This window comes from Modestobacter sp. SYSU DS0875 (genome assembly GCF_054050915.1).
Genome location: NZ_JBJHAH010000036.1, coordinates 1 through 23,322 on the forward strand (window position 1 = coordinate 1; position 23,322 = coordinate 23,322).

At 74.6% G+C, this 23,322-nt stretch carries 20 protein-coding genes and 2 tRNA genes; 11 read left to right on the forward strand and 11 right to left on the reverse strand.

What is annotated here, in order from left to right:
* Positions 1-137: 137 nt before the first annotated feature.
* A complete protein-coding gene (locus ACI79Y_RS17245; protein ID WP_457159674.1) occupies positions 138-2,096 on the forward strand; it encodes an FUSC family protein in 1,959 nt (652 codons plus the stop codon).
* A gap of 5 nt (positions 2,097-2,101) precedes the next feature.
* Here ACI79Y_RS17245 and ACI79Y_RS17250 read toward each other — a convergent pair whose 3' ends face one another.
* The 4 genes from ACI79Y_RS17250 to ACI79Y_RS17265 form a co-directional block, all read right to left on the reverse strand.
* Positions 2,102-4,786, reverse strand: coding sequence for a putative bifunctional diguanylate cyclase/phosphodiesterase (locus ACI79Y_RS17250; RefSeq protein WP_457159675.1), 2,685 nt, complete (start codon positions 4,784-4,786; stop codon positions 2,102-2,104).
* A 79-nt stretch (positions 4,787-4,865) separates the two neighbouring features.
* Positions 4,866-4,937: transfer RNA gene (locus ACI79Y_RS17255), tRNA-Val, on the reverse strand.
* A 37-nt stretch (positions 4,938-4,974) separates the two neighbouring features.
* Complete coding sequence (locus ACI79Y_RS17260) at positions 4,975-5,436, reverse strand: peroxiredoxin (protein ID WP_457159676.1); 462 nt, start codon at positions 5,434-5,436, stop codon at positions 4,975-4,977.
* A gap of 99 nt (positions 5,437-5,535) precedes the next feature.
* Positions 5,536-5,964 (reverse strand): DUF3052 domain-containing protein, encoded by a 429-nt coding sequence (locus ACI79Y_RS17265; protein ID WP_457085019.1) that lies wholly within the window; start codon positions 5,962-5,964, stop codon positions 5,536-5,538.
* 257 nt (positions 5,965-6,221) lie between these two features.
* Between ACI79Y_RS17265 and aceE the strand changes: the two genes are divergently transcribed.
* A complete protein-coding gene (gene aceE / locus ACI79Y_RS17270; protein ID WP_457159677.1) occupies positions 6,222-9,029 on the forward strand; it encodes a pyruvate dehydrogenase (acetyl-transferring), homodimeric type in 2,808 nt (935 codons plus the stop codon).
* Between the two features lie 158 nt (positions 9,030-9,187).
* Here the strand turns inward: aceE and ACI79Y_RS17275 are convergent, their stop codons facing one another.
* Genes ACI79Y_RS17275 through ACI79Y_RS17285 form a run of 3 tightly spaced genes read right to left on the reverse strand, consistent with a single transcriptional unit; the run spans position 9,188 to position 11,633 of the window.
* Entirely contained in the window at positions 9,188-10,390 is a 1,203-nt protein-coding gene (locus ACI79Y_RS17275) for a M20 metallopeptidase family protein (protein WP_457159678.1), read from the reverse strand.
* A gap of 38 nt (positions 10,391-10,428) precedes the next feature.
* Positions 10,429-10,959: a pirin family protein gene (locus tag ACI79Y_RS17280; protein ID WP_457159679.1), complete on the reverse strand. Its 531-nt coding sequence runs from the start codon at positions 10,957-10,959 to the stop codon at positions 10,429-10,431.
* Complete coding sequence (locus ACI79Y_RS17285) at positions 10,956-11,633, reverse strand: phosphatase PAP2 family protein (RefSeq protein ID WP_457159680.1); 678 nt, start codon at positions 11,631-11,633, stop codon at positions 10,956-10,958. Before ACI79Y_RS17285 ends, ACI79Y_RS17280 begins: the two co-directional genes overlap by 4 nt.
* Positions 11,634-11,679: 46 nt before the next feature.
* Between ACI79Y_RS17285 and ACI79Y_RS17290 the strand changes: the two genes are divergently transcribed.
* The 6 genes from ACI79Y_RS17290 (at position 11,680) to ACI79Y_RS17315 (ending at position 18,387) form a co-directional block, all read left to right on the forward strand.
* Positions 11,680-12,873: a PucR family transcriptional regulator gene (locus tag ACI79Y_RS17290; protein WP_457159681.1), complete on the forward strand. Its 1,194-nt coding sequence runs from the start codon at positions 11,680-11,682 to the stop codon at positions 12,871-12,873.
* 149 nt (positions 12,874-13,022) lie between these two features.
* Positions 13,023-14,225: an acyltransferase domain-containing protein gene (locus ACI79Y_RS17295; RefSeq protein ID WP_457159682.1), complete on the forward strand. Its 1,203-nt coding sequence runs from the start codon at positions 13,023-13,025 to the stop codon at positions 14,223-14,225.
* Entirely contained in the window at positions 14,222-15,193 is a 972-nt protein-coding gene (locus ACI79Y_RS17300; protein ID WP_457159683.1) for a beta-ketoacyl-ACP synthase III, read from the forward strand. The genes ACI79Y_RS17295 and ACI79Y_RS17300 overlap by 4 nt, the downstream gene beginning before the upstream one ends.
* Positions 15,194-15,281: 88 nt before the next feature.
* Positions 15,282-15,527, forward strand: a complete 246-nt coding sequence (locus ACI79Y_RS17305; RefSeq protein ID WP_457159684.1) for an acyl carrier protein — start codon at positions 15,282-15,284, stop codon at positions 15,525-15,527.
* A 58-nt stretch (positions 15,528-15,585) separates the two neighbouring features.
* Positions 15,586-16,827 carry a beta-ketoacyl-[acyl-carrier-protein] synthase family protein gene (locus ACI79Y_RS17310; protein ID WP_457159685.1) on the forward strand — a complete coding sequence of 414 codons (1,242 nt, stop codon included), beginning with the start codon at positions 15,586-15,588 and terminating at the stop codon, positions 16,825-16,827.
* Positions 16,828-16,974: 147 nt separating this feature from the next.
* The gene (locus ACI79Y_RS17315) at positions 16,975-18,387 is read left to right on the forward strand and encodes an acyl-CoA carboxylase subunit beta (RefSeq protein WP_457159686.1); all 1,413 of its coding nucleotides are present in this window, start codon (positions 16,975-16,977) and stop codon (positions 18,385-18,387) included.
* 184 nt (positions 18,388-18,571) lie between these two features.
* On the opposite strand, the gene ACI79Y_RS17320 is transcribed toward ACI79Y_RS17315, so the two are convergent.
* Positions 18,572-19,072: a DUF3145 domain-containing protein gene (locus tag ACI79Y_RS17320; protein WP_457085030.1), complete on the reverse strand. Its 501-nt coding sequence runs from the start codon at positions 19,070-19,072 to the stop codon at positions 18,572-18,574.
* 312 nt (positions 19,073-19,384) lie between these two features.
* Positions 19,385-20,335: a DUF368 domain-containing protein gene (locus tag ACI79Y_RS17325; RefSeq protein ID WP_457159687.1), complete on the reverse strand. Its 951-nt coding sequence runs from the start codon at positions 20,333-20,335 to the stop codon at positions 19,385-19,387.
* 83 nt (positions 20,336-20,418) lie between these two features.
* Between ACI79Y_RS17325 and ACI79Y_RS17330 the strand changes: the two genes are divergently transcribed.
* Both ACI79Y_RS17330 and ACI79Y_RS17335 read left to right on the forward strand, forming a co-directional pair.
* Positions 20,419-21,882: an arylsulfotransferase family protein gene (locus ACI79Y_RS17330; RefSeq protein ID WP_457159688.1), complete on the forward strand. Its 1,464-nt coding sequence runs from the start codon at positions 20,419-20,421 to the stop codon at positions 21,880-21,882.
* Positions 21,883-21,907: 25 nt separating this feature from the next.
* Positions 21,908-21,984: transfer RNA gene (locus tag ACI79Y_RS17335), tRNA-Ile, on the forward strand.
* A gap of 42 nt (positions 21,985-22,026) precedes the next feature.
* Here ACI79Y_RS17335 and ACI79Y_RS17340 read toward each other — a convergent pair.
* Positions 22,027-22,161: a hypothetical protein gene (locus ACI79Y_RS17340; RefSeq protein WP_457159689.1), complete on the reverse strand. Its 135-nt coding sequence runs from the start codon at positions 22,159-22,161 to the stop codon at positions 22,027-22,029.
* 171 nt (positions 22,162-22,332) lie between these two features.
* Between ACI79Y_RS17340 and ACI79Y_RS17345 the strand changes: the two genes are divergently transcribed.
* Positions 22,333-22,713 (forward strand): hypothetical protein, encoded by a 381-nt coding sequence (locus ACI79Y_RS17345; RefSeq protein ID WP_457159690.1) that lies wholly within the window; start codon positions 22,333-22,335, stop codon positions 22,711-22,713.
* A 7-nt stretch (positions 22,714-22,720) separates the two neighbouring features.
* Here the strand turns inward: ACI79Y_RS17345 and ACI79Y_RS17350 are convergent, their stop codons facing one another.
* Positions 22,721-23,059: a hypothetical protein gene (locus ACI79Y_RS17350; RefSeq protein ID WP_457159691.1), complete on the reverse strand. Its 339-nt coding sequence runs from the start codon at positions 23,057-23,059 to the stop codon at positions 22,721-22,723.
* Positions 23,060-23,322: the final 263 nt, after the last annotated feature.

The following is a 23,322-nucleotide window of genomic DNA, read 5'->3' on the forward strand; positions in this document are numbered from 1 at the left end:
CCCCCCCCCCCCCCCCCCCCGCCCCCCCCCCCCCCCCCCCCCCCCCCCCCCCCCCCCCCCCCCCCCCCCCCCCCCCCCCCCCCCCCCCCCCCCCCCCCCCCCCCCCCCGCGCCGCCTCCGGGTGGCAGGGTTGGGCCGTGGCGGACAGGGGCTTGCGGGCGCCGGCGTGGCTCGAGGAGCTGGTGCACACCAACCACCCCTCGGTCCCCTGGCGCGACGTCGTCCGCTTCGGGCTGGTCGTCCCCGCCCCGCTCGCCGTCGCGCTCGCCGTCGGGGGGACGTCCGGGAGCGCGCTGGGCGCCGGCGCCTTCGCCACCATGGGCGCACTGGCCGCCACGCTCGCCCCCCAGCAGGGGCCGCTGCGCATCCGGCTGCGCCGGGTCGCCGCCGCCTCGCTCCTGGGCGGGCTCGGGCTGGTGGTCGGGCAGTCGCTCACCGGTGGTGGCTGGGTGCCGGTGCTGCTGCTCGCCGCGGTGTCGGCGTTCGCGGCGCTGATCAGCGCGGTCAGTGCGCCGCTGTCGCTCGGGGCACTACAGCTGCTGATCTACACCGCCATCTCCTCCGGCCTGAGCACGCCGCTGCCGCCCGCTGCGGAGGTCGGGTGGTTCCTGTCCGGTGCATCGCTGGGCACCCTCGCCGTGCTGGTGCAGGCGCGCACCGAGCAGGTCGACCCCGACCGGGCGGCGGTCGGCGCGGTCTTCACCCGGGTGGCCGAGCTGCTGGAGGCGATAGGCACCGACCGGTCCGAGGAGGCCCGGCGGGCGCTGACCCTGGCGCTGAACACCGGCTACGACCGGGTGATCCACGCCCGCAGCCGCTCGGCCGGGCGCAGTGCCGAGCTCGGTGAGCTCGCCGGCGTGCTCAACTCCGCCGCGCCCCTGGTCGAGGCGGCGGTCGCCAGCGCCCGCACCGGCGTCGCCGCCGACTCCCGGGACATCGGCGCGGCCCACGCGCTGGCCACCGCGGTCACCGAGCGCCGTCCGCTGGCCGGGGAGCGGCCGCCCCCGGTGGACGACGGGCCGGCGCAGCGGCGCGCGGTGCGGCACGGCATCCGCCTGGTGTGGAACGTGGTGGGCGACCCCGAGGAGCGGGCCTCGGCCGCCGTCCCCCGCCCGCAGGTCGACCGCCGGGCCCGCACCCGCGACCTGCTCGACCGCACGGTCGGCGACGCCGACTCCCGTGCGTTCGTCGTCCGGCTCACCCTCTGCATGACCGTCGCCGAGATCGCCCGCCAGACCCTGCCGGTCGAGCGCCCCTACTGGGTGCTGCTCACCGTGGCGATCGTGCTCAAGCCCGACTACGGCTCGGTGTTCACCCGGGCCGTGCAGCGTGGTGCGGGCACGCTGCTGGGCGTCCTGATCGGCTCGCTCCTGCTGACGTTCCTCTCCCGGGACGCCTGGGTCCTGCTGCCCCTGGCCCTGTCGGCGGCCGCGCTGCCGTGGGCGCGCAGCGGCAGCTTCGGGCTCTTCTCCGTCTTCCAGACCCCGCTGATCATCCTGCTGCTGGACCTGGCCACGCCGACGGGCGCCGGGCTGGTCGGCGCCCGGTTGGTCGACACCCTCATCGGCTGCGGGATCGTGCTGGTGTTCGGCTACCTGCTGTGGCCGCAGACCTGGCGGGCCCCGCTGGACGACGCCCTGCGCGCCGCGATCCTGGCGCTGGAGCGGTTCGTCGACGCGGCGTTCACCGGCAGCCCGGAGGCCACCCGCCGCGCCCGCCGGGGCAGCTACCGGGCGCTGGCCGAGCTGCAGACCCAGCTGCAGCGGCGGCTGGCCGAGCCGCCGCCGGTGAGCACCCGGGCGGCCGCCTGGTGGCCGGTGATCGTGCAGCTGGAGCGCACGTCCGACGCGGTCACCGAGGCGGTGATCGAGCTGCGCGCCGGGGAACCGGTGCCCGATGCGGCGCAGGTGGCCGTGCTGCGGAAGGCCATCCGGGAGCTGGAGCAGGACCTGCGCGAGCACCGCCTCCCCGACGACGCCGAGGTGCACGCCGAGGGGGTGCTGGCGCTGGTGGCGCGGGAGGTCGACGCCGCCCGCCGGCTGGTGCGTGAGACGACCCCCGGTCGGGGGGCCGGGGTGCGCGGCGCCGACGACTGAACGGCTCAGCGCGGCGCGGGGATCGCGCTCCGGACCAGCAGGCCCCCGGCCGCTGCGGCCGGCAGCGGGCGGTGCAGCAGGAACCCCTGCGCGTGGTCGCAGCCCTCGGCCCGCAGCCGGTCCAGCTGGCCGGACTCCTCCACGCCCTCGGCGACCACGGACAGCCCGAAGGTGTGCGCCGCCCGGATCATCAGCGCGACCAGCTCACCGGAGCCGGGGTCGGTCGAGGCGACGAAGCTCCGGTCGATCTTGAGCGTGTCAACCGGCATGTGCCGCAGCTGCCCGATCGAGGTGTAGCCGGTGCCGAAGTCGTCGATGGCGATCGCGGCGCCCATCTCCCGCAGCGCCACCAGGTGCTCGATGGCCACCGGGTCGTCGACCAGCACGGTCTCGGTCACCTCGAGCACCAGCAGGCGCGCGGGCAGGCCCGAGGCGGCCAGCGCGTCGGCGACGTCGGTGACGACCTGCCGGTCGGCCAGGTGCCGGCCGGAGATGTTCACCGCCACCGTCGGCTCCGGGTGCCCGGCGGGCACCGGCACGCTGCGCCGCCACTCGGCCAGCTGCCGGGTCGCCTCGTGCAGCACCCAGCGGTCCAGGTCGCAGATCAGCCGGGAGCCCTCGGCCGTCGGGATGAACTCGTCCGGGGACACCATGCCGACCCCCGGCCGGTCCCAGCGCACCAGCGCCTCGAAGCCGGTGAGCTGCCCGGTCCCGGCGTCGACCACCGGCTGGTAGTGCAGCAGCATCTCCCCGGCGGCCAGGCCCGAGGCCACCGCCGCCTCCAGCTCGGCCCGCTCGGCGAGCTGCGCGCGCAGCGTCTCGTCGAAGACCTCGGCCCGCCCGCGGCCGTGCCGCTTGGCCCGGTAGGTGGCCGCATCGGCCTCGGCGAAGAGCACGTCGGCGTCGGTGGTGGCGTCCCGGCTCACCGCGACGCCGATGCTGGCGCCCACCCGCACCTGGTGGCCGTCGGTGGCGATCGGCTGGCTCACCACCGCGATCAGCCGTTCGGCGAGCTCCAGCAGGTCGCGTTCGGTCTCCACCGGCTCGACCAGGACGACGAACTCGTCCCCGCCCAGCCGGCAGACGACGTCCCCCGAGCGCACGGCCGCCTCCAGCCGGCCCGCGACGGTGCGCAGCACCTCGTCACCGCAGGCGTGCCCGTGGGTGTCGTTGACGGCCTTGAAGCCGTCCAGGTCGACGAACAGCAGCCCGGTCATCGCACCGGTGCGGCGGGCGCGGAACAGTGCCGACTCGGTCAGCTGCATGGCCTGAGCCCGGTTGGGCAGCTCGGTGAGCGGGTCGTGGGCGGCGCGGTGGGCCAGCGCCGACTGCAGCTCCTCGCGCTGGCGGACCGAGCTGACGATCTGGCGCACCGAGGCGTGCACGACCTCGCCCAGCGGCCCGGGGAGCGGCTCGGCGAGCAGCGCGTTGTCCAGGTCGCCCCGGGCGACGGCGCCGGCCTGCTCCTGCACGCGACGCAGGCTGGCCACCGCGGAGGCCAGCGCGGCGGAGACGCTGCGCACCTCGCGCGGGCCGGCGACCTCCACCTGCACGAGGGCTCCCTCGCTGACGCGGTCGGCCTGCCCGGCGAGGACGCGCAGCGCCCGGGCCACCGCCCGGCCGACGAGCACCACGCTCAGCAGGGAAGCCAGCAGCACGAGGACGCCGAGCACCAGGGTCCGGTTGCGCCGGTCCACCGCCTGGTCCCGGTCGGCCGCGGCCGAGGCCCGGGCCTCGTCGGCGGCGGTGTGCACCAGCCCGCTGAGCAGGGCGTCGCGGTCGCTGCTCTGGAAGAGCAGGGAGACCATCCGGGCGACGTCGGGCGCCGCCGGCCGGCTGCCGTCCGCGGTGGGCCCGAGCAGCGCGTCCAGCGTCGTCGAGACGTCGGCGTCGCGCACCTCCTGCCACGCGGCCTGCAGGGACGGCTGGGACAGGTCCGCCATCTGCCCGAGGGCGTCGTTGTACGCCAGCCACCCGGTCTCCCAGGCCAGTTGCGACCCGATCAGCGTGCCGCTGTCACCGAACACCGCGCCCAGGTAGAGCGGGGTCTGCCGGCTGGCGGTGGTGGCCAGCTGGGCCACGACCTGCACGTCCTGGATGGCCCGCTGGGTGCGGGCCGGCAGCCCCTCGGCACTGGCTTCCGAGGCCACCGCGCGCTGGCTGTGCACCAGGTCGTTGGAGATGGCCAGGTAGCCGAGGTAGATGCCCTCGATCGAGACGGCGAACGTGTCGGCCCGCTCCCGCAACGTGGTCAGCTGGGCGCGCACCCGGACCGCGGCCGCCGCGCCGTAGTCGCCGCGGGCGGCCTCCGCGAGCGCCTGGTCGGTGGTCTCCCGTGCGGTCTTCAGGGTGTCCACCGCCACGGTGCGCTGCTGCGCCAGGAGAAGGACGGGCAGCCCGAGGGCGTCGGCGGCGCCGGGCTGGTCGATGACCGACAGCGCGAGGGTCGGCAGGATCTCCTGCTCCACGCTGCTGCGCGCGGTGTCCAGGTGCGCCAGCGCGCCGACGGCCGCCTCGGCGCGGGTGGCGCTGGCCGCCTCGGTGATGCTGGCCCGGGTCGTCGCCCCGGTCAGGACGGCGACCCCGACCAGCGGCACCGCCACCAGCGCGATCAGGTGGACCCACAGCGGGACGCCGCGGCCGAGGCCCCGACGGGGGCGGCGTCGGGTCGTCGTCGGTCTGCGCAGCACGAGAGTGCCATCGGCTGCGCCGCACGTCGCATTGAGCCGGGCCACCCCGACGGGTGACGAACTGGTCCGGATGAACCAGTGGGCGCGGCAGGGATCGAACCTGCGACCGCTCGCTTGTAAGGCGAGAGCTCTCCCGCTGAGCTACGCGCCCGTGCGGCCAGGGTAAGGGCCGCCCCCGGTCGCCGGGATCAGGTGGCCAGCCCGGCGACCGCGTCCTTCCAGCCCGACTGCGCCCGCGGGTCACCGGGCTGGTTCACCTCGGTGAAGGCGACCACGCCCTCCGCGTCGACCAGGAAGGTGCCGCGCAGCGCCATGCCGGCCCGCTCGTTGAACACCCCGTAGGCCTGCGCCGTCGCCCCGTGCGGCCAGAAGTCCGACAGCAGCGGGAACTGCAGACCCTCCTTCTCGCGGAACGCCTTCAGGCTGAACACCGGGTCGGTGGAGATCGCCACGACCTGCACGCCGGCCCGGGTGTAGGTGGCGAGGTCGTCGCGCAGCTGGCAGAGCTCACCGGTGCAGGTGCCGGAGAAGGCGAAGGGGTAGAAGACCACCAGCACCGGGGCGCCGCGCAGCCCGTTCAGCGAGACGACCTGCTTGTCCTGGTCGGGCAGGCTGAACTCGGGCGCGACGTCACCGACGGAGAGGCTCATGCCCCCGATGCTGCCCCAGCGGCGTCCGGCCCCCGCCCCCGGCCCCGTCCAGAGGCTCGTCCCGAGCCGGCGAGGATGAGGAGGAGACGGGGTCCTTCTTCAGCGGCGGGGCTGGCGAGCCGCCTTGGGGGTGACCAGGCGGATCCCCGACCACTCCTTGGCGGCCGAGATGCTCGAGGTCTGCTGCAGGCCGGCCGTCGGCGCCGCCTCGGTGACGTCACCGGGCTCGACGTGGCCGGGCCGCCCGGACTTGGGCACCAGCAGCCACACCACGCCGTCGTCGGCGAGCGAGGCGATCGAGTCGACGAGCGCGTCGATCAGGTCGCCGTCCTCCTCCCGCCACCACAGCAGGACGACGTCGGCCACCTCGTCGGAGTCCTCGTCGACCATCTCGCTGCCCGACAGCTCCTCGACGGAGTCGCGCAGTTGCTCGTCGACGTCCTCGTCCCAGCCGAGCTCTTGCACGACCATGCCCGGCTTGATCCCCAGCCGGGCAGCCATGCTGGTGCTGCCCGAGTCGACGCTCATCCCTGCTCGTCCTCCATGTGTCCCAGTAGATCGGTTCCGGCGGTCCCGCGCACGATCACACACCCCGCACGGTGCCGGTGGACCGACAGTCTGCTGGGTCGGGGGCCCTCAGCGATACCCGACCGGCCCATCGCGTGCCCGCCACGCCGTCCCGGGGCCGCCCGGCGCGGGGCTCACCGGGCCCCGGATCGGGTCCTTGAGGACGCGTCGGGCGGGGCGCGTGACGCGCGCTACCCCGACAGGGGACGATGTGGGGCATGAGCGCACCGCAGCAGTCGGACGGAGACCCCGCCCGCACCACCGGCACCCCCCGCGCGGTCATCACCGACGGGCGGGCCAGCCAACTCCCCGACACCGACCCGGACGAGACCCAGGAGTGGCTGGAGTCCCTCGACGCGGTCGTCGACCACGCCGGCCGCAACCGCGCCCGCTACCTCATGCTCCGCATGCTCGAGCGCAGCCGTGAGCAGCAGGTCGGCGTCCCCGCGCTCCGCAGCACCGACTACATCAACACGATCCCGCCGGAGCAGGAGCCGTGGTTCCCCGGTGACCTGGAGGCCGAGCGGAAGATCCGCCACGCCATCCGCTGGAACGCCGCGATCATGGTGCACCGCGCGCAGCGGCCGGGGATCGGCGTCGGCGGCCACATCTCCTCCTACGCGTCGTCGGCGATGCTCTACGAGGTGGGCTTCAACCACTTCTTCCGCGGCAAGGACCACCCCGGCGGCGGCGACCAGATCTACTTCCAGGGCCACGCCTCCCCGGGCATCTACGCCCGTGCCTTCCTCGAGGGCCGGCTGACCGAGCACCAGCTCGACGGGTTCCGCCAGGAGGTCAGCCACCCCGGCGGCGGGCTGTCGTCCTACCCGCACCCGCGGCTGATGCCGGACTTCTGGGAGTTCCCCACCGTCTCCATGGGCCTGGGCCCGATGAACGCGATCTACCAGGCACGGTTCAACCGCTACCTGCACAACCGCGGCATCGCCGACACCGCCGACCAGCACGTGTGGGCGTTCCTCGGCGACGGCGAGACCGACGAGCCGGAGTCGCTCGGCCCGATCGGGCTGGCCGCGCGTGAGGAGCTGGACAACCTCACCTTCGTCATCAACTGCAACCTGCAGCGCCTCGACGGCCCGGTCCGCGGCAACGGCAAGGTCATCCAGGAGCTGGAGTCCTTCTTCCGCGGTGCCGGCTGGAACGTCATCAAGGTGATCTGGGGCCACGGCTGGGACAAGCTGCTGGCCGCCGACCGCGACGGTGCGCTGGTCAACCTGATGAACTCGACGCCGGACGGCGACTACCAGACCTACAAGGCCGAGGACGGCGCCTTCGTCCGCGAGCACTTCTTCGGCCGCGACCCGCGCACCCGCAAGCTGGTCGAGGGCATGACCGACGACGAGGTCTGGCAGCTCGCCCGCGGTGGGCACGACTACCGGAAGGTCTACGCCGCCTACAAGGCCGCGATGGACCACAAGGGCCAGCCCACGGTCATCCTCGCCAAGACCATCAAGGGCTGGACGCTGGGCAGCCACTTCGAGGGCCGCAACTCCACGCACCAGATGAAGAAGCTGACCGCCGAGGACCTGGTGGGCTTCCGCGACCGGCTGGAGATCCCGATCCCGGACGAGCAGCTGGACAAGACGCTGCCGCCCTACTACAAGCCCGACCCGGACTCCCCCGAGATGCAGTACATGCTCGAGCGGCGCCGGCAGCTCGGCGGGGCCGTCCCGCGGCGGCGGTCGGAGCACAAGCCGCTGAAGACCCCGGAGGACAAGGCGTTCGACGTCCTCAAGCGCGGCTCGGGCAAGCAGGAGGTGGCCACCACCATGGCCTTCGTCCGGCTGCTCAAGGAGCTCATCAAGGACAAGGAGCTCGGCCCGCGCTTCGTGCCGGTCATCCCCGACGAGGCCCGCACCTTCGGGATGGACTCGCTCTTCCCGACGCAGAAGATCTACAACCCGAGCGGGCAGAACTACACGTCGGTCGACCGCGAGCTGATGCTGGCCTACAAGGAGTCCGAGCAGGGGCAGATCCTGCACGAGGGGATCAACGAGGCCGGTTCCACGGCGTCGTTCATCGCCGCGGGCACCTCGTACGCCACGCACGGCGAGGCGATGATCCCGATCTACATCTTCTACTCGATGTTCGGGTTCCAGCGCACCGGTGACTCGATCTGGGCCGCGGCCGACCAGATGACCCGCGGCTTCCTGCTGGGCGCGACCGCCGGGCGGACGACGCTCAACGGCGAGGGCCTGCAGCACGAGGACGGGCACTCGCTGCTGCTGGCCGCAACCAACCCCGCCGTGGTCACCTACGACCCCGCGTTCTCCTACGAGGTCGGGCACATCACCAAGGACGCCCTGGCGCGGATGTACGGCAACGACCCGGGCGCCCCGCTCGGTGGGCACCGCGACCCGAACGTCATGTACTACCTGACGATCTACAACGAGCCCTACCAGCAGCCGGCCGAGCCCGAGGGCCTGGACGTCACCGGTCTGCTGGCCGGGATGTACCGCTACGCCGAGGGCCCGCAGCTGGAGGACGGCACCAAGGCCCAGGTGCTCGCCTCCGGGGTGGCCGTGCCGTGGGCGCTGCGGGCGCAGGAGCTGCTGGCGAACGACTGGGGGGTGTCCGCCGACGTCTGGTCGGTGACCTCCTGGACCGAGCTGCGGCGGGAGGCCGTCGAGTCCGACGAGTGGAACCTGCTGCACCCGGCCGAGGAGCCCAAGGTGCCGTTCGTGACCCGGCAGCTGACCGACGCACCCGGCCCGGTCGTGGCGGTCTCGGACTGGATGAAGGCGGTGCCCGACCTCATCGCGCCGTTCGTCCCCGGTGGGCTGGCGTCGCTGGGCACCGACGGGTTCGGCCTGTCCGACACCCGCCCGGCGCTGCGCCGGCACTTCCAGGTCGACGCCGAGTCGATCGTCGTCCGCACGCTGGCGTCGCTGGCCCAGCGCGGCGAGATCGAGCGCGACGTCGTCCGGCAGGCGGTGCAGAAGTACCAGGTCGGTGACGAGCAGAAGGCCCCCGCCGAGGAGCGCACCGACGAGCACCCGGCCACCTGACCCACCCGCACGACGGCAACGGCCCGCCTCCCCACCGGGGAGGCGGGCCGTTCCGCGTTCAGGGCCGCCGGTCAAGGGGAGCCGGACCACCTGCTGGGGAGCCGCGTCACGGCACGGCTCCCCATCAGCTCCCGCGGCTCACCGAGCCGGCGTCAGCGTCAGCCGGCGAGGGCGTCGAGCGCCATCCGGGCGTACAGGGCGACGCCGGCGGGGAGCGCGTCCTCGTCGAAGACCACCAGGTTCGAGTGGTTGCCCGGGGCGGTGGCCGGGTCGAGGTCGGGCGGGCAGGCACCGAGGAAGGCCATCGCGCCGGGCACCTGCTCGAGCACGTAGGAGAAGTCCTCCGCGCCCATCAGCGGCACCGGCATCACGCGGCTGGCGTCCGCGCCGAGCACCGCGCCGGCGGCAGCGGTCACCCGGGCGGCGACGTCGGCGTCGTTGACCGTCACCGGGTAGCCCTCGATCCGTTCGAACACCGCGGTCAGCCCGTGGGCGGCGGCGACGTGCTCCCCGACCCGCTGCACTGCGGCGAGCACCTGCGCACGCCGCGCCGCCGACAGCGTGCGGATGGTGCCGTGCAGCAGCGCCGAATCCGGGATGACGTTGTCGGTGGTGCCCGCCTCCAGGTGGCCCACGGTGACCACCGCCGGGTCGAACACGTCGACGGTGCGGGTCACCATCGTCTGCAGCGCGAGCACGATCTCCGCGGCCACCGGCACCGGGTCCGCGCCCAGGTGCGGGGTGGAGGCGTGCCCGCCGCGGCCGTGGACGGTGATCGTCCACTGGTCGGCCGAGGCCATCATCGGGCCGGGCCGGACGTTGATCGTCCCGGTCGGGAACATCGTGGAGATGTGCAGTGCGAACGCACCGCTCACCGGCGCCTCGGGGACGGCGTCCAGCAGCCCCTCCTCGAGCATGAACCGGGCGCCGTGGAAGCCCTCCTCCCCCGGCTGCAGCATGAACACGACCTGCCCGGCCAGCTGATCCCGCCGCTCGGCGAGCAGCCGGGCGGCGCCCAGCAGCATCGCGACGTGGGTGTCGTGGCCGCAGGCGTGCATCACCCCGGCCACCTCGGAGGCGAAGGGCAGCCCGGTGTCCTCCTGCACCGGCAGCGCGTCCATGTCGGCGCGCAGCAGGTAGCTGGGCCCGGGCCGGGCGCCGCGGAGCACCCCGACCACCGAGCTCGTGGTGGTGCCGGTGGTCAGCTCGACGGGCAGGCCGGCGAAAGCCTCGACGACGGCGGTCTGCGTCTCCGGCAGGTGCAGGCCGATCTCCGGACGGCGGTGCAGCCGGCGGCGCAGGTCGAGCGTCCGGTCGGCGTCGGCGCGGGCGGCGGCGAAGAGGTCAGCATCGGCAGACATGCGGACCAGTCTGTAGCAGTGCTCAAGATCCGGGGAGGTCAGTCGGCCCAGGCGGGCCGGCCGGTGTCCAGCTGCCAGACCAGGACGACGCCGGAACCCGGCACCGGCCCCTCCCCCACGGCCGCCGTGACGCCGTCGTCGCCGACGGCCACCCGCAGCCCCGGCGGCACGTCCGGGCCGGTCGTCCCGAGCCACAGCCGGGCGTCGGGGCGGCCCAGGTCGACCCAGCCGGTGGGGCGCAGCAGCACGTCGTGCGCCGGGGTCGCCCCGGGCGCGGCGGACCGCAGGTAGGTCTGCAGGACGTGCGCACCATCGGCACCGGCGACCTCGTCGTGCTCCAGACCGCGGCCGGCCCGCAGCACCGCGACGTCACCCGGGCCGACCACCGCCTCCCGGCCCCAGGCGTGCCGCACCGAGCCGCGGAGCACCACGGCGACCACGTCGACGTCCCGGTGGGCGTGCCGGCCGTAGCCCGCTCCCCCGGTCAGCCGGTCGTCGGCCAGCCGCAGCAGCGGGCCGAGCGAGCCGTCCGCGGGGTCCAGCAGCACCCGCGAGTCCAGCCCGGTCACGCCGCCACCAGCGCCGGCTCGCGCCGTCGCACCCCGGTCCGGCCACCGGGGAACGCACCGAAGGCCCAGGTGGTGAGCAGCACCCAGGTCGCACCGAATGCCCAGCCGGCGACGACGTCGGCGGGGAAGTGCACGCCCAGCAGCACCCGGGTCGCGCCGACCACGACGGCGAGCAGCAGACCGGCCGCCGCCCACGCCCGACGCGCGACCGGCGCCAGCCGCGGCCAGGCCAGCAGCAGCGAGACCAGCACGAGGACGGCGACCCCGGCGGAGTGCCCGCTGGGGAAGCTCAGCGACCCGTACCGCAGCCCGCCCTCGGCGAACGGCGGACGTTCCCGGCCGACCAGCTCCTTGGCCAGAGTGGTGAGCGGCCCGATCAGCGCGGTGGCGGTGAGCACCCAGGCGGCGGTCCACCACGCGCGGCGCAGCACCAGCCAGAGCAGCACCGGCAGGAAGGCCACCGCCCGGAACGCGGACGACCCCGGCGCGGTGAGCACCTGGAGCACCGCCTCCACGAGCGCCGGCCGGCCGTCCCCGGCGTAGAGCGCGTCACTGACCGCGCGGTCGAACGCGTGCAGCGGGAACCAGCCGGCCGTCACGGCCCAGGTGAGCAGGGTGAACACGATGGCGCCGGCGGCGGCAGCGGCGGACCGCCCCGGAGGAGGTGGGTGCACGGGCTCCAGGGTCCCCGACCGACGCCGCCGTGACACCCTTGCCGCCGTGGAGGACACCACGGCGGCGCGGCCCGCGCGTGCGCGCCCGTCGGAGGCGACGCTGCGCCGGCTGGAGCGCGCCTCCGGATCGCTGGCCACGCAGGCGGTCGCCCGGATGGACGAGGAGCTCGCCTGGTTCCGGGCGATGCCGGCCGACCAGCGCTCCTGGGTCACCCTGGTCGCCCAGGCGGGCATCGCCTCGCTGGTCGAGTGGTGCCGCAACCCCGGCCGGCCGCCCCGGCTGACCGGGGAGGTCTTCGGCGCCGCTCCCCGCGAGCTGGCGCGCGCGGTGCCGCTCAAGCAGACCGTCGACCTGATCAAGGTCACCGTGGAGGTCGTCGAGGCCCGGGTGGGCCAGGTCGCCGAGCCCGGCGAGGCCGAGCCGCTGCGGCTGGCCGTGCTGCAGTTCAGCCGCGAGGTCGCCTTCGCCACCGCGCACGTCTACGCCAGCTTCGCCGAGAACCGCGGCGCCTGGGACGCACGGCTGGAGGCCCTCGTGGTCGACGCCCTGGTGCGCGGCGACCGGTCCGAGGAGCTGCCGGGCCGGGCCGCGGCGCTGGGCTGGGCCACCACCGGCCCGGTGCTGGTGCTGGTCGGCGCCGCGCCGCCGACGGAGCGGGACTCCCGCGCCGGGGTGCGGCGGGCGGCGCGCTCGCTGCGCAGCGAGGTGCTCGTGGGGGTGCACGCGGACAAGCTGGTGGTGGTCCTGGGTGGTGTCGACCGGCTGACCGAGGTGGCCGAACGGGTGTGCGGGGAGTTCGGCCCGGGCCCGGTCGTCGTCGGCCCGCAGGTCGACTCGCTGGCCCGCGCCGCCGAGTCCGCGGCCGCGGCGCTCGCCGGGCTGCGCGCCGCCGCGGCGTGGCCGGATGCGCCCCGCCCGGTGGACGCCGAGGCGCTGCTGCCCGAGCGCGCCCTCGACGGCGACCCGGTGGCCCGGACGGCGCTGGCCGAACGGATCGCCGGCCCGCTGGAGGCCGCCGGCGGGGAGGTGCTGGAGACCGTCCGGGCGGTGCTCGCCCACGGGGGCAACCTGGAGGGGACGGCGCGGGCACTGTTCGTGCACCCCAACACCGTGCGGTACCGGCTCAAGCGGGCCACCGAGCTGACCGGGTGCTCGATCACCGACCCGCGCGGGGCCTGGACCCTGCAGCTGGCGCTGGCGCTGACCCGCCTGGAGGGCGCCCGGTCACTCTGGCACTGACCGGACCGGCCATTGTGGCCTCCCCCACCCCGGACCGTCATCTGGAGCAGTTCCGGAGCGGGCTTTTGGAGGGATCCTCCAAAGACCGACGGCAGTAATTCGTGGGTCTTCCGGCTCCGCGCGGCGCCGTCACCTGCCAGGGTTGTCACGTGCTGGCCGTTCTCGCCCCCGGACAGGGTGCCCAGAAGCCCGGGATGCTCACCGACTGGCTCGACCTCCCCGGCGCGGAGCCGTTCTTCCGCTGGGCCGGGGCGATCGCCGACGCCGACCTCCTGGAGCTCGGCACGACCGGTGACGCCGAAGCGATCAAGGACACCGCGGTCACCCAGCCGCTGGTCGTGGCGATGAGCCTGTTCATCGCCCGCGAGCTCGGCGGGATGCCGGGCCCCGTGGTGCACGCACCGGCCGCCGGCCGCGACGTCGTCATCACCGGCCACTCGGTGGGTGAGCTGACCGCCGCCGCACTGGCGGGCGTCCTCTCGGTGGAGGCCGCGATCGCGCTGACCGCGGTGCGCGGCCGGGCGATGGCCCGGGCCTGCGCGCAGACGCCGACCGGGATGTCCGCCGTCCTGGGGGGCGACCCGGAGCAGGTGCTCGACGCGATCGAGCGCCACGGCCTGACCCCGGCGAACATGAACGGCGGCGGCCAGGTGGTCGCCGCCGGCTCGCTGGAGGGTCTCGCCGCGCTCAAGGCCGACCCGCCGGAGAAGGCGCGGATCATGCCGCTGTCGGTCGCCGGTGCCTTCCACACCTCGTACATGGCCGGCGCCCGCGAGGAGCTCGAGGGCCTGATCGGTGGGCTGCGGCCGGCCGACCCGAGCCGGCTGCTGCTGTCCAACGCCGACGGCGCCGCGGTCGACAGCGGCGCCGAGGTGCTCTCCCGCCTGGTCACCCAGGTCACCAGCCCGGTGCGCTTCGACGCGTGCCTGGCGACCCTGCGCGACCTCGGCGTCACGGCCGTGCTCGAGCTGCCGCCGGCGGGCGCGCTCGCCGGCCTGGCGAAGCGGGAGTGGAAGGGGACCGACATCGAGGTGCTGGCGCTGACCAAGCCCGCCGATCTCGACCGCGCGCGGGAGCTGATCGACGCCGAGCGCGGGCGCGCGGAGGCCCAGCACTCCCCCGACTGGCGGGTCGTCGTCGCCCCCGCCCGCGGCACGGTCAACCCGGCCGACGTCGCCGAGGGCACGCACCTGCCGGCCGGCACCCCCCTCGGCTGCATCCGCAGCCGCCGCGAGGAGGTCAACGTCTCCGCCGGCTACGACGGCGTCCTCGCCGAGTGGCTGGTGGCCGACGGCGACCTCGTCGACGCCGGTGACCCGATCGCCCGTCTCTACCCGGAGGTGTCCCAGTGACCAGCAGGATCACGCTGCGAGAAGGTGCCCCGGGCGCGCAGATCCTGGGCCTGGGCGGCTACCGCCCGCGGCGGCGGGTCACCAACGCCGAGCTCGAGACGGTGATGGACACCAACGACGAGTGGATCCAGACCCGGGTCGGCATCGCCGAGCGCCGCTGGGCCTCGGAGGACGAGACGCTGGTCGAGATGGCGGTGGCCGCCGGCGGCAAGGCCCTGGCCGCCAGCGGGCTGGCTCCCGACCAGGTCGACCTGGTCATCGTGGCGAGCGCGAGCCTGACCGCCCCGATCCCGGGCATCGGCCCGCAGGTGGCCCACCGGCTGGGCATCCCCCGCCCGGGGGCCTTCGACCTCAACGCCGGCTGCGCCGGGTTCTGCTACGCGCTGGGGACGGCCTCCGACGCCATCCGCACCGGCGACGCCCGGCACGTGCTCGTCGTCGGCGTCGAGCGGCTCACCGACGTCACCGACCTCACCGACCGCTCGACCGCGGTGATCTTCGCCGACGGCGCGGGTGCGGCCGTGGTCGGGCCGTCCGACGAGCCCGGCATCGGCCCGGTCGCCTGGGGCAGCGACGGCGACCAGTACACCGCCATCGAGATCGCCGCCGGCCGCTCGACGATGACGATGGCCGGGCAGGCCGTGTACCGCTGGGCCACCACGAAGCTCACCGCCACCCTCGAGGAGGCGATGGAGTCCGCCGGCGTCACCGCCGCCGACATCGACGTCTTCGCCCCGCACCAGGCCAACCTCCGGATCATCGAGTCGATGTCGAAGAAGCTCGGCTTCGGCCCGGACACCGTCATCGCCCGCGACATCGTGCAGTCCGGGAACACCTCCGCGGCGTCGGTCCCGCTGGCGCTCACCGCGCTGGTGGAGTCCGGCGAGGCCAAGAGCGGCGACCTGGCCCTGGTGCTCGGTTACGGCGCCGGGCTGACCTTCGCCGGCCAGGTCCTCCGCCTGCCCTGATAGACCAGTGACCTCGCCGGGACGCCCGTCCCGGTCGACGGCGGAGCCGCCCGGCCCCGCCATCCCGCAGACAGAGAGAGGACCCCGCGTGCCCAGCACCGCAGAGATCCAGGCCGGCCTCGCCGAGATCCTGGAGGAGGTGGCCGGCGTCGCCCCGGCCGACGCCAACCCCGAGAAGTCCTTCACCGAGGACCTCGACGTCGACTCGCTGTCGATGGTGGAGATCGCCACCGCCGTCGAGGACAAGTTCGGCGTGGCCATCCCCGACGACGAGCTCGGCAACATCAAGACCGTCGGGGACGCCATGTCCTACATCGAGAAGAACCAGGGCTGACCCAGCCCGTCACCGCTCTCCCCCCGGCCGTCCGGCCAGCCAGTCCCAGGAGGAACTCATGAGCACGCCCACCGCCGACGTCGTCGTCACCGGGCTCGGCGCCACCACGCCCCTCGGTGGTGACGTCGCCTCCACCTGGGAGGCACTGCTGGCCGGCCGGTCCGGGGTGAGCCGCCTGAGCGCCGACTGGGCGGCGGACTTCCCCGCCCAGCTCGTCGCGCAGCTCGCCGTCGAGCCGTCCGAGCAGCTGGACCGGGTCCGCTCCCGCCGGCTCGACCGCAGCCAGCAGGTCGCCGTCATCGCCGCCGAGGAGGCCTGGCGCGACGCCGCCGGCGCCGACTCCGGCGTCGACCCCCTCCGGATCGCCGTCGTCTTCGGCACCGGCATCGGCGGCGCGGTGACCCTGCTCGACCAGGACGACGTCCTGGAGGCCAAGGGCCCCAAGCGGGTCTCCCCCTTCACCATCCCGATGCTCATGCCCAACGGCCCCGCCGCCGCCGTCGGCCTGGCCGTCGGCGCCAAGGCCGGCGTGCACGCCCCGGTGAGCGCCTGCGCCTCGGGCGCCGAGGCGATCCGCTGGGGCCTGGACCTGCTCCGGTTCGACCGCGCCGACATGGTCGTCGTCGGCGGCACGGAGGCCTGCGTGCACCCGCTGCCGATGGCCGGGTTCGCCGCGATGCGCGCGATGAGCACCCGCAACGACGAGCCCGAGCGCGCCTCCCGGCCGTTCGACAAGGCCCGCGACGGCTTCGTCCTCGGCGAGGGCGCGGGCGCCCTCGTGCTCGAGCGCGCCGACGCCGCCCGGGCCCGCGGGGCGCGCGTCCACGCCCGGCTGGCCGGCGCCGGCGCCACCGCCGACGGCTACGACCTGGTCGCCCCGCACCCCGAGGGTGAGGGCGCCGGCCGGGCGATCGCCGCGGCGATCCGCGACGCCGGGCTCACCCCCGCCGACATCGGTCACGTGAACGCGCACGCCACCTCCACCCCGATCGGCGACACCGCCGAGGCCTCCGCCATCCGCAACGCCATCGGCGACCACCCGCTGGTCACCGCCACCAAGAGCCAGACCGGGCACCTGCTCGGGGCGGCCGGGGCCCTGGAGTCGGTCTTCACCATCCTGGCGCTGCGCGACCAGCTGGTGCCGGCGACGGCGAACCTCGACGACCCCGACGACGACGCCGCGGTCCAGGCGCTGGACATCGTCCGCCGCGAGCCGCGGAAGGCCTCGTTCACCGCCGCGCTCAACGACTCCTTCGGGTTCGGCGGCCACAACATGGCCCTGGTCTTCACCACGGCATGACGAAGGACCCCGCTGCCCCCCGTGAAGGACCCCGTCCCGCTCACCGCTCGCGAGCTCGCAGTGAGCCTCCGGACGGGGCCGTCCACGCTCACGGCGGGCCCTGCAGCGCGGCCGTTCCCTCCGGCACGTCCCTCTGAGGAGCTGCTCATGACCACTGCCACCCCCGCGCCGCCGGTCACCACCGTCGACCCCCGCGACCCCGAGGACCGGCTGGCCCGGTTCTTCGACCCGGGCTCGCTGCAGCTGCTGGCCGCCCGCGACACCTCCGGGGTGCTGGCCGGGCGCGGCACCGTCGCCGGCTCCCCGACGATCGCCTACTGCACCGACGCCACGATCATGGGCGGCGCGATGGGCGTCGACGGCTGCCGGCACATCGTCGACGCCATCGACACCGCGCTGCGCGAGCGGGTGCCGGTCGTCGGCATCTGGCACTCCGGTGGCGCCCGGCTGGCCGAGGGCGTCACCGCCCTGCACGCGGTCGGCGAGGTGTTCGCCGCGATGGTGCGCGCCTCGGGGCGGGTGCCGCAGATCTCCGTCGTCCTCGGCGCGGCCGCCGGCGGTGCGGCCTACGGCCCGGCGCTCACCGACCTGGTGATCATGGGCCCGGCCGGGCGCGTGTTCGTCACCGGCCCGGACGTCGTCCGGTCGGTCACCGGTGAGGTCGTCGACCAGGAGCAGCTCGGCGGCCCGGACACCCACGGTCGGCGCTCCGGCGTCGTGCACGTGGTGACCGAGACCGAGGCCGAGGCCCTGGAGACCGCCCGCACCGCGGTCGACCTGCTGGCCGCGCAGGGCAGCTTCGCCCCCGCCCAGGACGAGCCGGCCGTCGACCTCATGGCGCTGCTGCCCGAGCAGCGCAACCGCGCCTACGACGTGAAGCCGCTGGTCGCCGCGCTGCTGGACGGCCCCGGCCTGGAGCTGCACCCGCGGTTCGCGCCGAACATCGTGACCACGCTCGGCCGGCTGGCCGGGCGCACCGTCGGGGTGATCGCGAACAACCCGCTGCGCCTGGGCGGCTGCCTGGACTCCGCCTCGGCGGAGAAGGCGGCCCGGTTCGTGCGGATGTGCGACGCCTTCGGGGTCCCGCTGGTCGTGCTGGTCGACGTGCCCGGCTACCTGCCCGGCGTCGGCCAGGAGTGGGACGGCGTCGTGCGCCGCGGGGCGAAGCTGCTGCACGCCTTCGCCGAGGCGGTGGTGCCGCGGGTGACCCTGGTGACGCGCAAGTCCTACGGCGGCGCCTACATCGCGATGAACGCCCGCTCGCTCGGGGCCAACGCGGTGTTCGCCTGGCCGGGGGCGGAGGTCGCCGTCATGGGCGCCAAGGCCGCCGTCGGCATCCTGCACCGCAAGAAGCTCGCCGCCGCACCGCCCGGGGAGCGGGAGGCGCTGCACGCACAGCTGGCCGAGGAGCACGAGCGGATCGCCGGCGGGGTGAACCGGGCCCGGGAGATCGGCGTCGTCGACGACGTCGTCGAGCCGGCCCAGACCAAGCGGCGGCTGGTGGCCGCGCTGGCGGAGACCCCGGCCGGCCGGGGCGCGCACGGCAACATCCCGCTCTGAGCAGGGATCCCGTCTCCCGCCGGGATCAGGTCAGCTGATCCCGCTTGCTCCTGGCTCACCTCCTGCGGTGAGCCAGGAGCAAGCACGGTGAGCCAGGACGACGAACGGCCCGGCACCCTCGAAGGGTGCCGGGCCGTTGTGCCCTTCGGCTGGGCGGCGGTCGAGTCGGGACGCCGCCCGGTGCTCAGACGACCTGGTGCAGCCAGGTCACCGGGGCGGCGTCGCCGGCGTACCGGTAGGCCTCGAGGTCGGCGTCCCAGGCCGCACCGAGGAGCTGGTCGACGCCGTGGCGGAACGCCTCGACCGAGGTGGCGGTGGCGGCCAGGTGCCGCAGCTGCTGCTCGGTGATGATCAGGTCGCCGTTGGCGCTGACCGGCGCACGGTGCACCCCGTGCCCGGGCACGTAGGACATGCGCTCACCGTCGTTGCCGTGGCTGGCCTCCTCGGTCACCTCGAAGCGCAGCATCGGCCACTGCTTCAGGGCAGCAACCAGCTTGGCCCCGGTGCCGGGGGCGCCCGTCCAGGCGATCTCGGCACGGTAGGAGCCGTGCGCCACGGGCTGGTCAGCCCACGTCAAAGACACCGGCGCACCGACGACGCGCTCGAGCGCCCATTCGACGTGCTGGCACAACGCCTTCGGGCACGCGTGCACGAAGACGACACCCTGGGTTGACCGTCGCTGCACGGCGCACCTCCATCGACTCGACTGGTTCGTCTTCCCCAACGGACCTGTCGTGTTCGGTGGCACTGCGTTCGTACTGCGCGGCTCCAGGAGCAACCGGCCGTCAGTCTGCCCGACGAGCTGCTCGGCGCGCCAGTGCGAGCTGAGGCGAACGAGACACCTGGGGCCCGATGTGTCCAGTGGGACGAGTGAGGCGCGCGTCGACCACGGCTTTTGCAGCGAGAAGTGGACGATCCGAGCAAGAAGTGTCCATCCCACGATGTGGACACCCTGACACATCCGGGGCGCTGCGAGGGCCCCGGAGGAGTGTGCCGGTCAGGCCCGGTGTCGCGCCAGGGCCTCCGCTGCCGCCCGGCGGTCCAACCGGGTCTGCACGGTGAGAGCGAGGGCGACCAGCAGGCCGGCGCCGAGCGCCAGCGCGGCCATGGCGAGGGCGCCGTCGTCGGGCGCCAGCAGTGCGCGGTCCTCGGTCTGCCACGGCCACAGGGCGCGCAGCGAGCCGACCATCAGGCCGGTCATCAGGGCCAGCGTCAGCGCGTGGTGGGAGCGCAGGGCCGCCTGCAACGCCTTGACGAACAGCCCGAGGCCGAGGGCGGCCCCCAGCGCGAAGGCCCCGACGTAGGCCAGGTCGCGGGAGTTGACCGCCGCCAGTGTGGGGCCGTAGAGGCCGAGGGTCAGCAGGATGAACGACCCGGAGATGCCGGGCAGCACCAGGGCGCAGATCGCGACCGCGGCGGCGAGCACGACCACCGGCAGCGACGGGTTCGCGTCGCCGCCGGGCGGCAGGGCGGTGAGCAGGAAGGCGGCGATGGCCGCCAGCACCGCGACGACGACGTCGCGGGTCGACCAGCGCCCGACCATCCGGGCCGGGGCGACGATGGAGAACAGCACCATGCCGAAGAACACCGCCCGGGCGCCGACCGGGTGGTCCTCGATCAGCGGCTCCAGCAGCCGGGCGCCGACGACGACGGCGACGGCCATGCCGGCCAGCAGGGGCAGGATCGTCCACCAGTGCGCGCGGCCGATCTCCGCGCGTGCCTCGGCGAGCCGCCCGGTGACCGCGTGGCGCAGGCTGGTGACGACGTGCCCGGCGCCGTCGATCAGCCGCTCGTAGACCCCGAGGACCAGGGCGACGGTGCCGCCGCTGACGCCGGGCACCACCTCCGCGGCACCCATCGCCAGGCCGCGGACCACGTGGCCGGGCGCGGTGCGGAGGCCACCGTCGGGGACGGGGACCGTGGAACTGCCTGACTCCTCTGGACGCACCTGGCCCAGGCTAGTGGCGGCCCGACAGCCCGATCGGGATTGCGGCGAGCGTTCGAGTTGCGCGGTCCTGAGATCCTCCAGAAATGCACCGCGGACACGCCCGGCCGATCGCAGCGGCGGCGTGCCTCGCACTGCTGCTGACCTCCTGCGGCTGGGGTGAGGAGGCGACCCCGGAAGCGGCGGCGAGCACCGGTCCGGCGCTGGAGTTCGTGAGCCGGCCCGACCTTGTCGCCCCCGACCTGGCGATCGACCAGCGCGGGCCGGCCCGCTCCCCCGACGGCGGTCTGCTGTTCCTCGGACCCAAGAGCGACGGCGCACCGCTCACCGGGGTGCTGATCGTCGACGACGCCGGGGAGCCGGTCTGGATCCACCCCACCGACGGGCGCGCCTACGACGTCCGGGTGCAGACCTTGCGCGGCGAGCCGGTGCTCACCTGGTGGCGCGGTGAGAGCCCCGTCGTCGGGCTGGGGGCCGGGGAGTTCGTGCTGGTCGACGAGTCCTACGAGGAGATCGGCGTGGTCACCACCGGCGGCGACGTCGGCCCCGGCCAGGCCGACTTCCACGAGGGCCGGCTGACCGACCGGGGGACGATGCTGCTGACCGCCTACGTCAAGCAGGAGCACGACCTCACGCCGGTGGGCGGCCCCGAGGACGGCTGGGTCTGGGACGGCGTCGTCCAGGAGGTGGACGTCGCCACCGGCGAGGTCGTCTTCCAGTGGAGCGCGCTGGACCACGTGCCGCTGGAGCAGACCAGGAGCGAGCTGCCCGAGGACAGCGGCACCGAGGAGAAGCCGTTCGACTGGTTCCACGTCAACTCGGTCGCCGAGGACGATGACGGGTCGCTGCTGATCTCCGCGCGCAACACCTGGGCGGTCTACGACGTCGAGCGCGGCACCGGCGAGGTGCACTGGACCCTCGGCGGCGAGGCGAGCGACTTCGAGCTCGCCGACGGCGCGGAGTTCGCCTGGCAGCACGACGCCGAACGCCAGGCCGACGGCACGCTCACCCTCTTCGACAACCAGTCCGAACCCGACATCGGCCCGACCTCCCGCGGGCTGCGGCTGGCCCTCGACGAGCAGGCGAGAACGGCGACCGTGGTCACCGAGTACCTGCCACCCGACCCGGATCGGCTGGCCGGCAGCCAGGGCAGCTTCCAGCAGCTGCCGGGCGGGGACGTGCTCATCGGGTGGGGGTCGCGGCCGTTCTACTCGGAGTTCGCCGCCGACGGCACGCTGCGCTACGACGCGGCCCTCGGCGGCGGGGACAACTACCGCATCGACCGGGCGCAGTGGACCGGCCGGCCGGACACCGATCCCGATGCGGTGCGGGAGGCCGACCGGGTGCACGCCAGCTGGAACGGCGCCACCGAGGTGGCCGCCTGGCGGCTCGTGACCGGGGACGACGAGGAGAGCGCGGTGGCCGGCGACCCGGTGCGGCGCACCGGCTTCGAGACGGCGGTCCCGGTGGACGGCGACCCGGCGTACCTGGCGGTCGAGGCGCTGGACGCCGACGGCGCCGTGCTGGGCAGCACCGTGCTGAGCGGCTGAGGGCGACCGCTAGCGTGAACGCCCTGGGGCGGTAGCTCAGCCGGTCAGAGCATGGGACTCATAATCCCTGGGTCGTGGGTTCGAGCCCCACCCGCCCCACCATCGCGACGCCGTCCGGGCGCGGCCCTCGGTCCAGCGGCCTTCTCACTCGCGGCCTGGCGAGTCCTCCGGCTGGACCACCGACCGCGGGAACGGGCTGTCCTCGATGGTGAACTGCCCGAAGGTGGCGAACAGCATCAGGCCGCCGACTGCGCCCACGGTGAGCAGCGATGCCGACACCTTCCTCGGCTGTCTGGGTGGCGGCGTCGGGCGGTCCTGGGGGCGGGTCACCCGTGGATCTCACCCGCTGATCGTCACCCGGGGTAGCCGCGGGCTCCGGGTTCCCCCGACCCAGGGTCATCCCACCGGGTCGACACGAAAGCGTCGGTGGCGGCGGGCAGGGTGAGGGGCATGGTCGCCTTCTTCGTCCCCCGCGCCGCCGACACCGAGCAGGCCGAGCGGCTCTACGGTGCGCTGGCCGAGTTCGCCGGTGTCGAGCCCGCTCCGGCCGGAGAGCGGGTTCGCGCGATCACCTTCCGGCAGGACGACGCCGTCTGGCGAGCCGAGGTCGGCGAGGAGCTGCGCGGCGAGCGGACGACGCGGCTGCTGCGCCGCGGTGAGGTGCTCGAGCACACCGAGACGCTGACCTCGGCCTCCCGGGTGCTGGCGATCTACCCGGGCTCACCCTTCACCGTCGTCACCGACGCCCAGCCGATCACCGGTGCCGCCTCCCAGTGGGCCAACCCCTTCACCGCCAACCCCGACCAGGTCACCCACTTCGACCGGCCGTGAGACCGACTCAGCCGGCGGCCGCCACCGCCGGGCGTGCCCTGCGGGCCTCCCGGCTGACCAGCGGCACCACGGCCAGCGCCAGCAGGCCGTAGAACACAGCGAGCTGCCCGCCGATCGGCCAGACCAGCAGGAAGAAGGTGGCCAGGAAGAGCAGGTGCAGGGTCAGCAGCACCGCCCACGCCACCCGGCTGCCCCGCCAGGCCAGGAAGGTCAGCACCGCGTCGACAGCCAGCCACGGCAGCGGGAACGAGCCGCCCGGGTCGCCCGGCAACTGGGCCACCAGCAGCGCCGCGGTGTACAGACCGACGAACAAGAGGTACGGCGCGCGCACCGTCAGCCCGGACACGGGCACACCCTGGCCGGACCGACGCCGCTTCGCAACACCCCGGTCCAGTGCACGGGCACCCGCGCACCACAGCGGATGGAGCTGCCAGTCCCGGGCGGACCTGAGCTACCGGCACCCCTTGCCGTCGGGGCGTCGTCGCGGAACCCACGGCTGACCGGGACGACCACCGTGGACACGCTGCCGCTGGCGTTGCCACTGGACGACGACTCGGCGCTCCCCGAGCGGCACGCTCACCCGCCGGGGCCCGTTGGTGGACGGCGCCG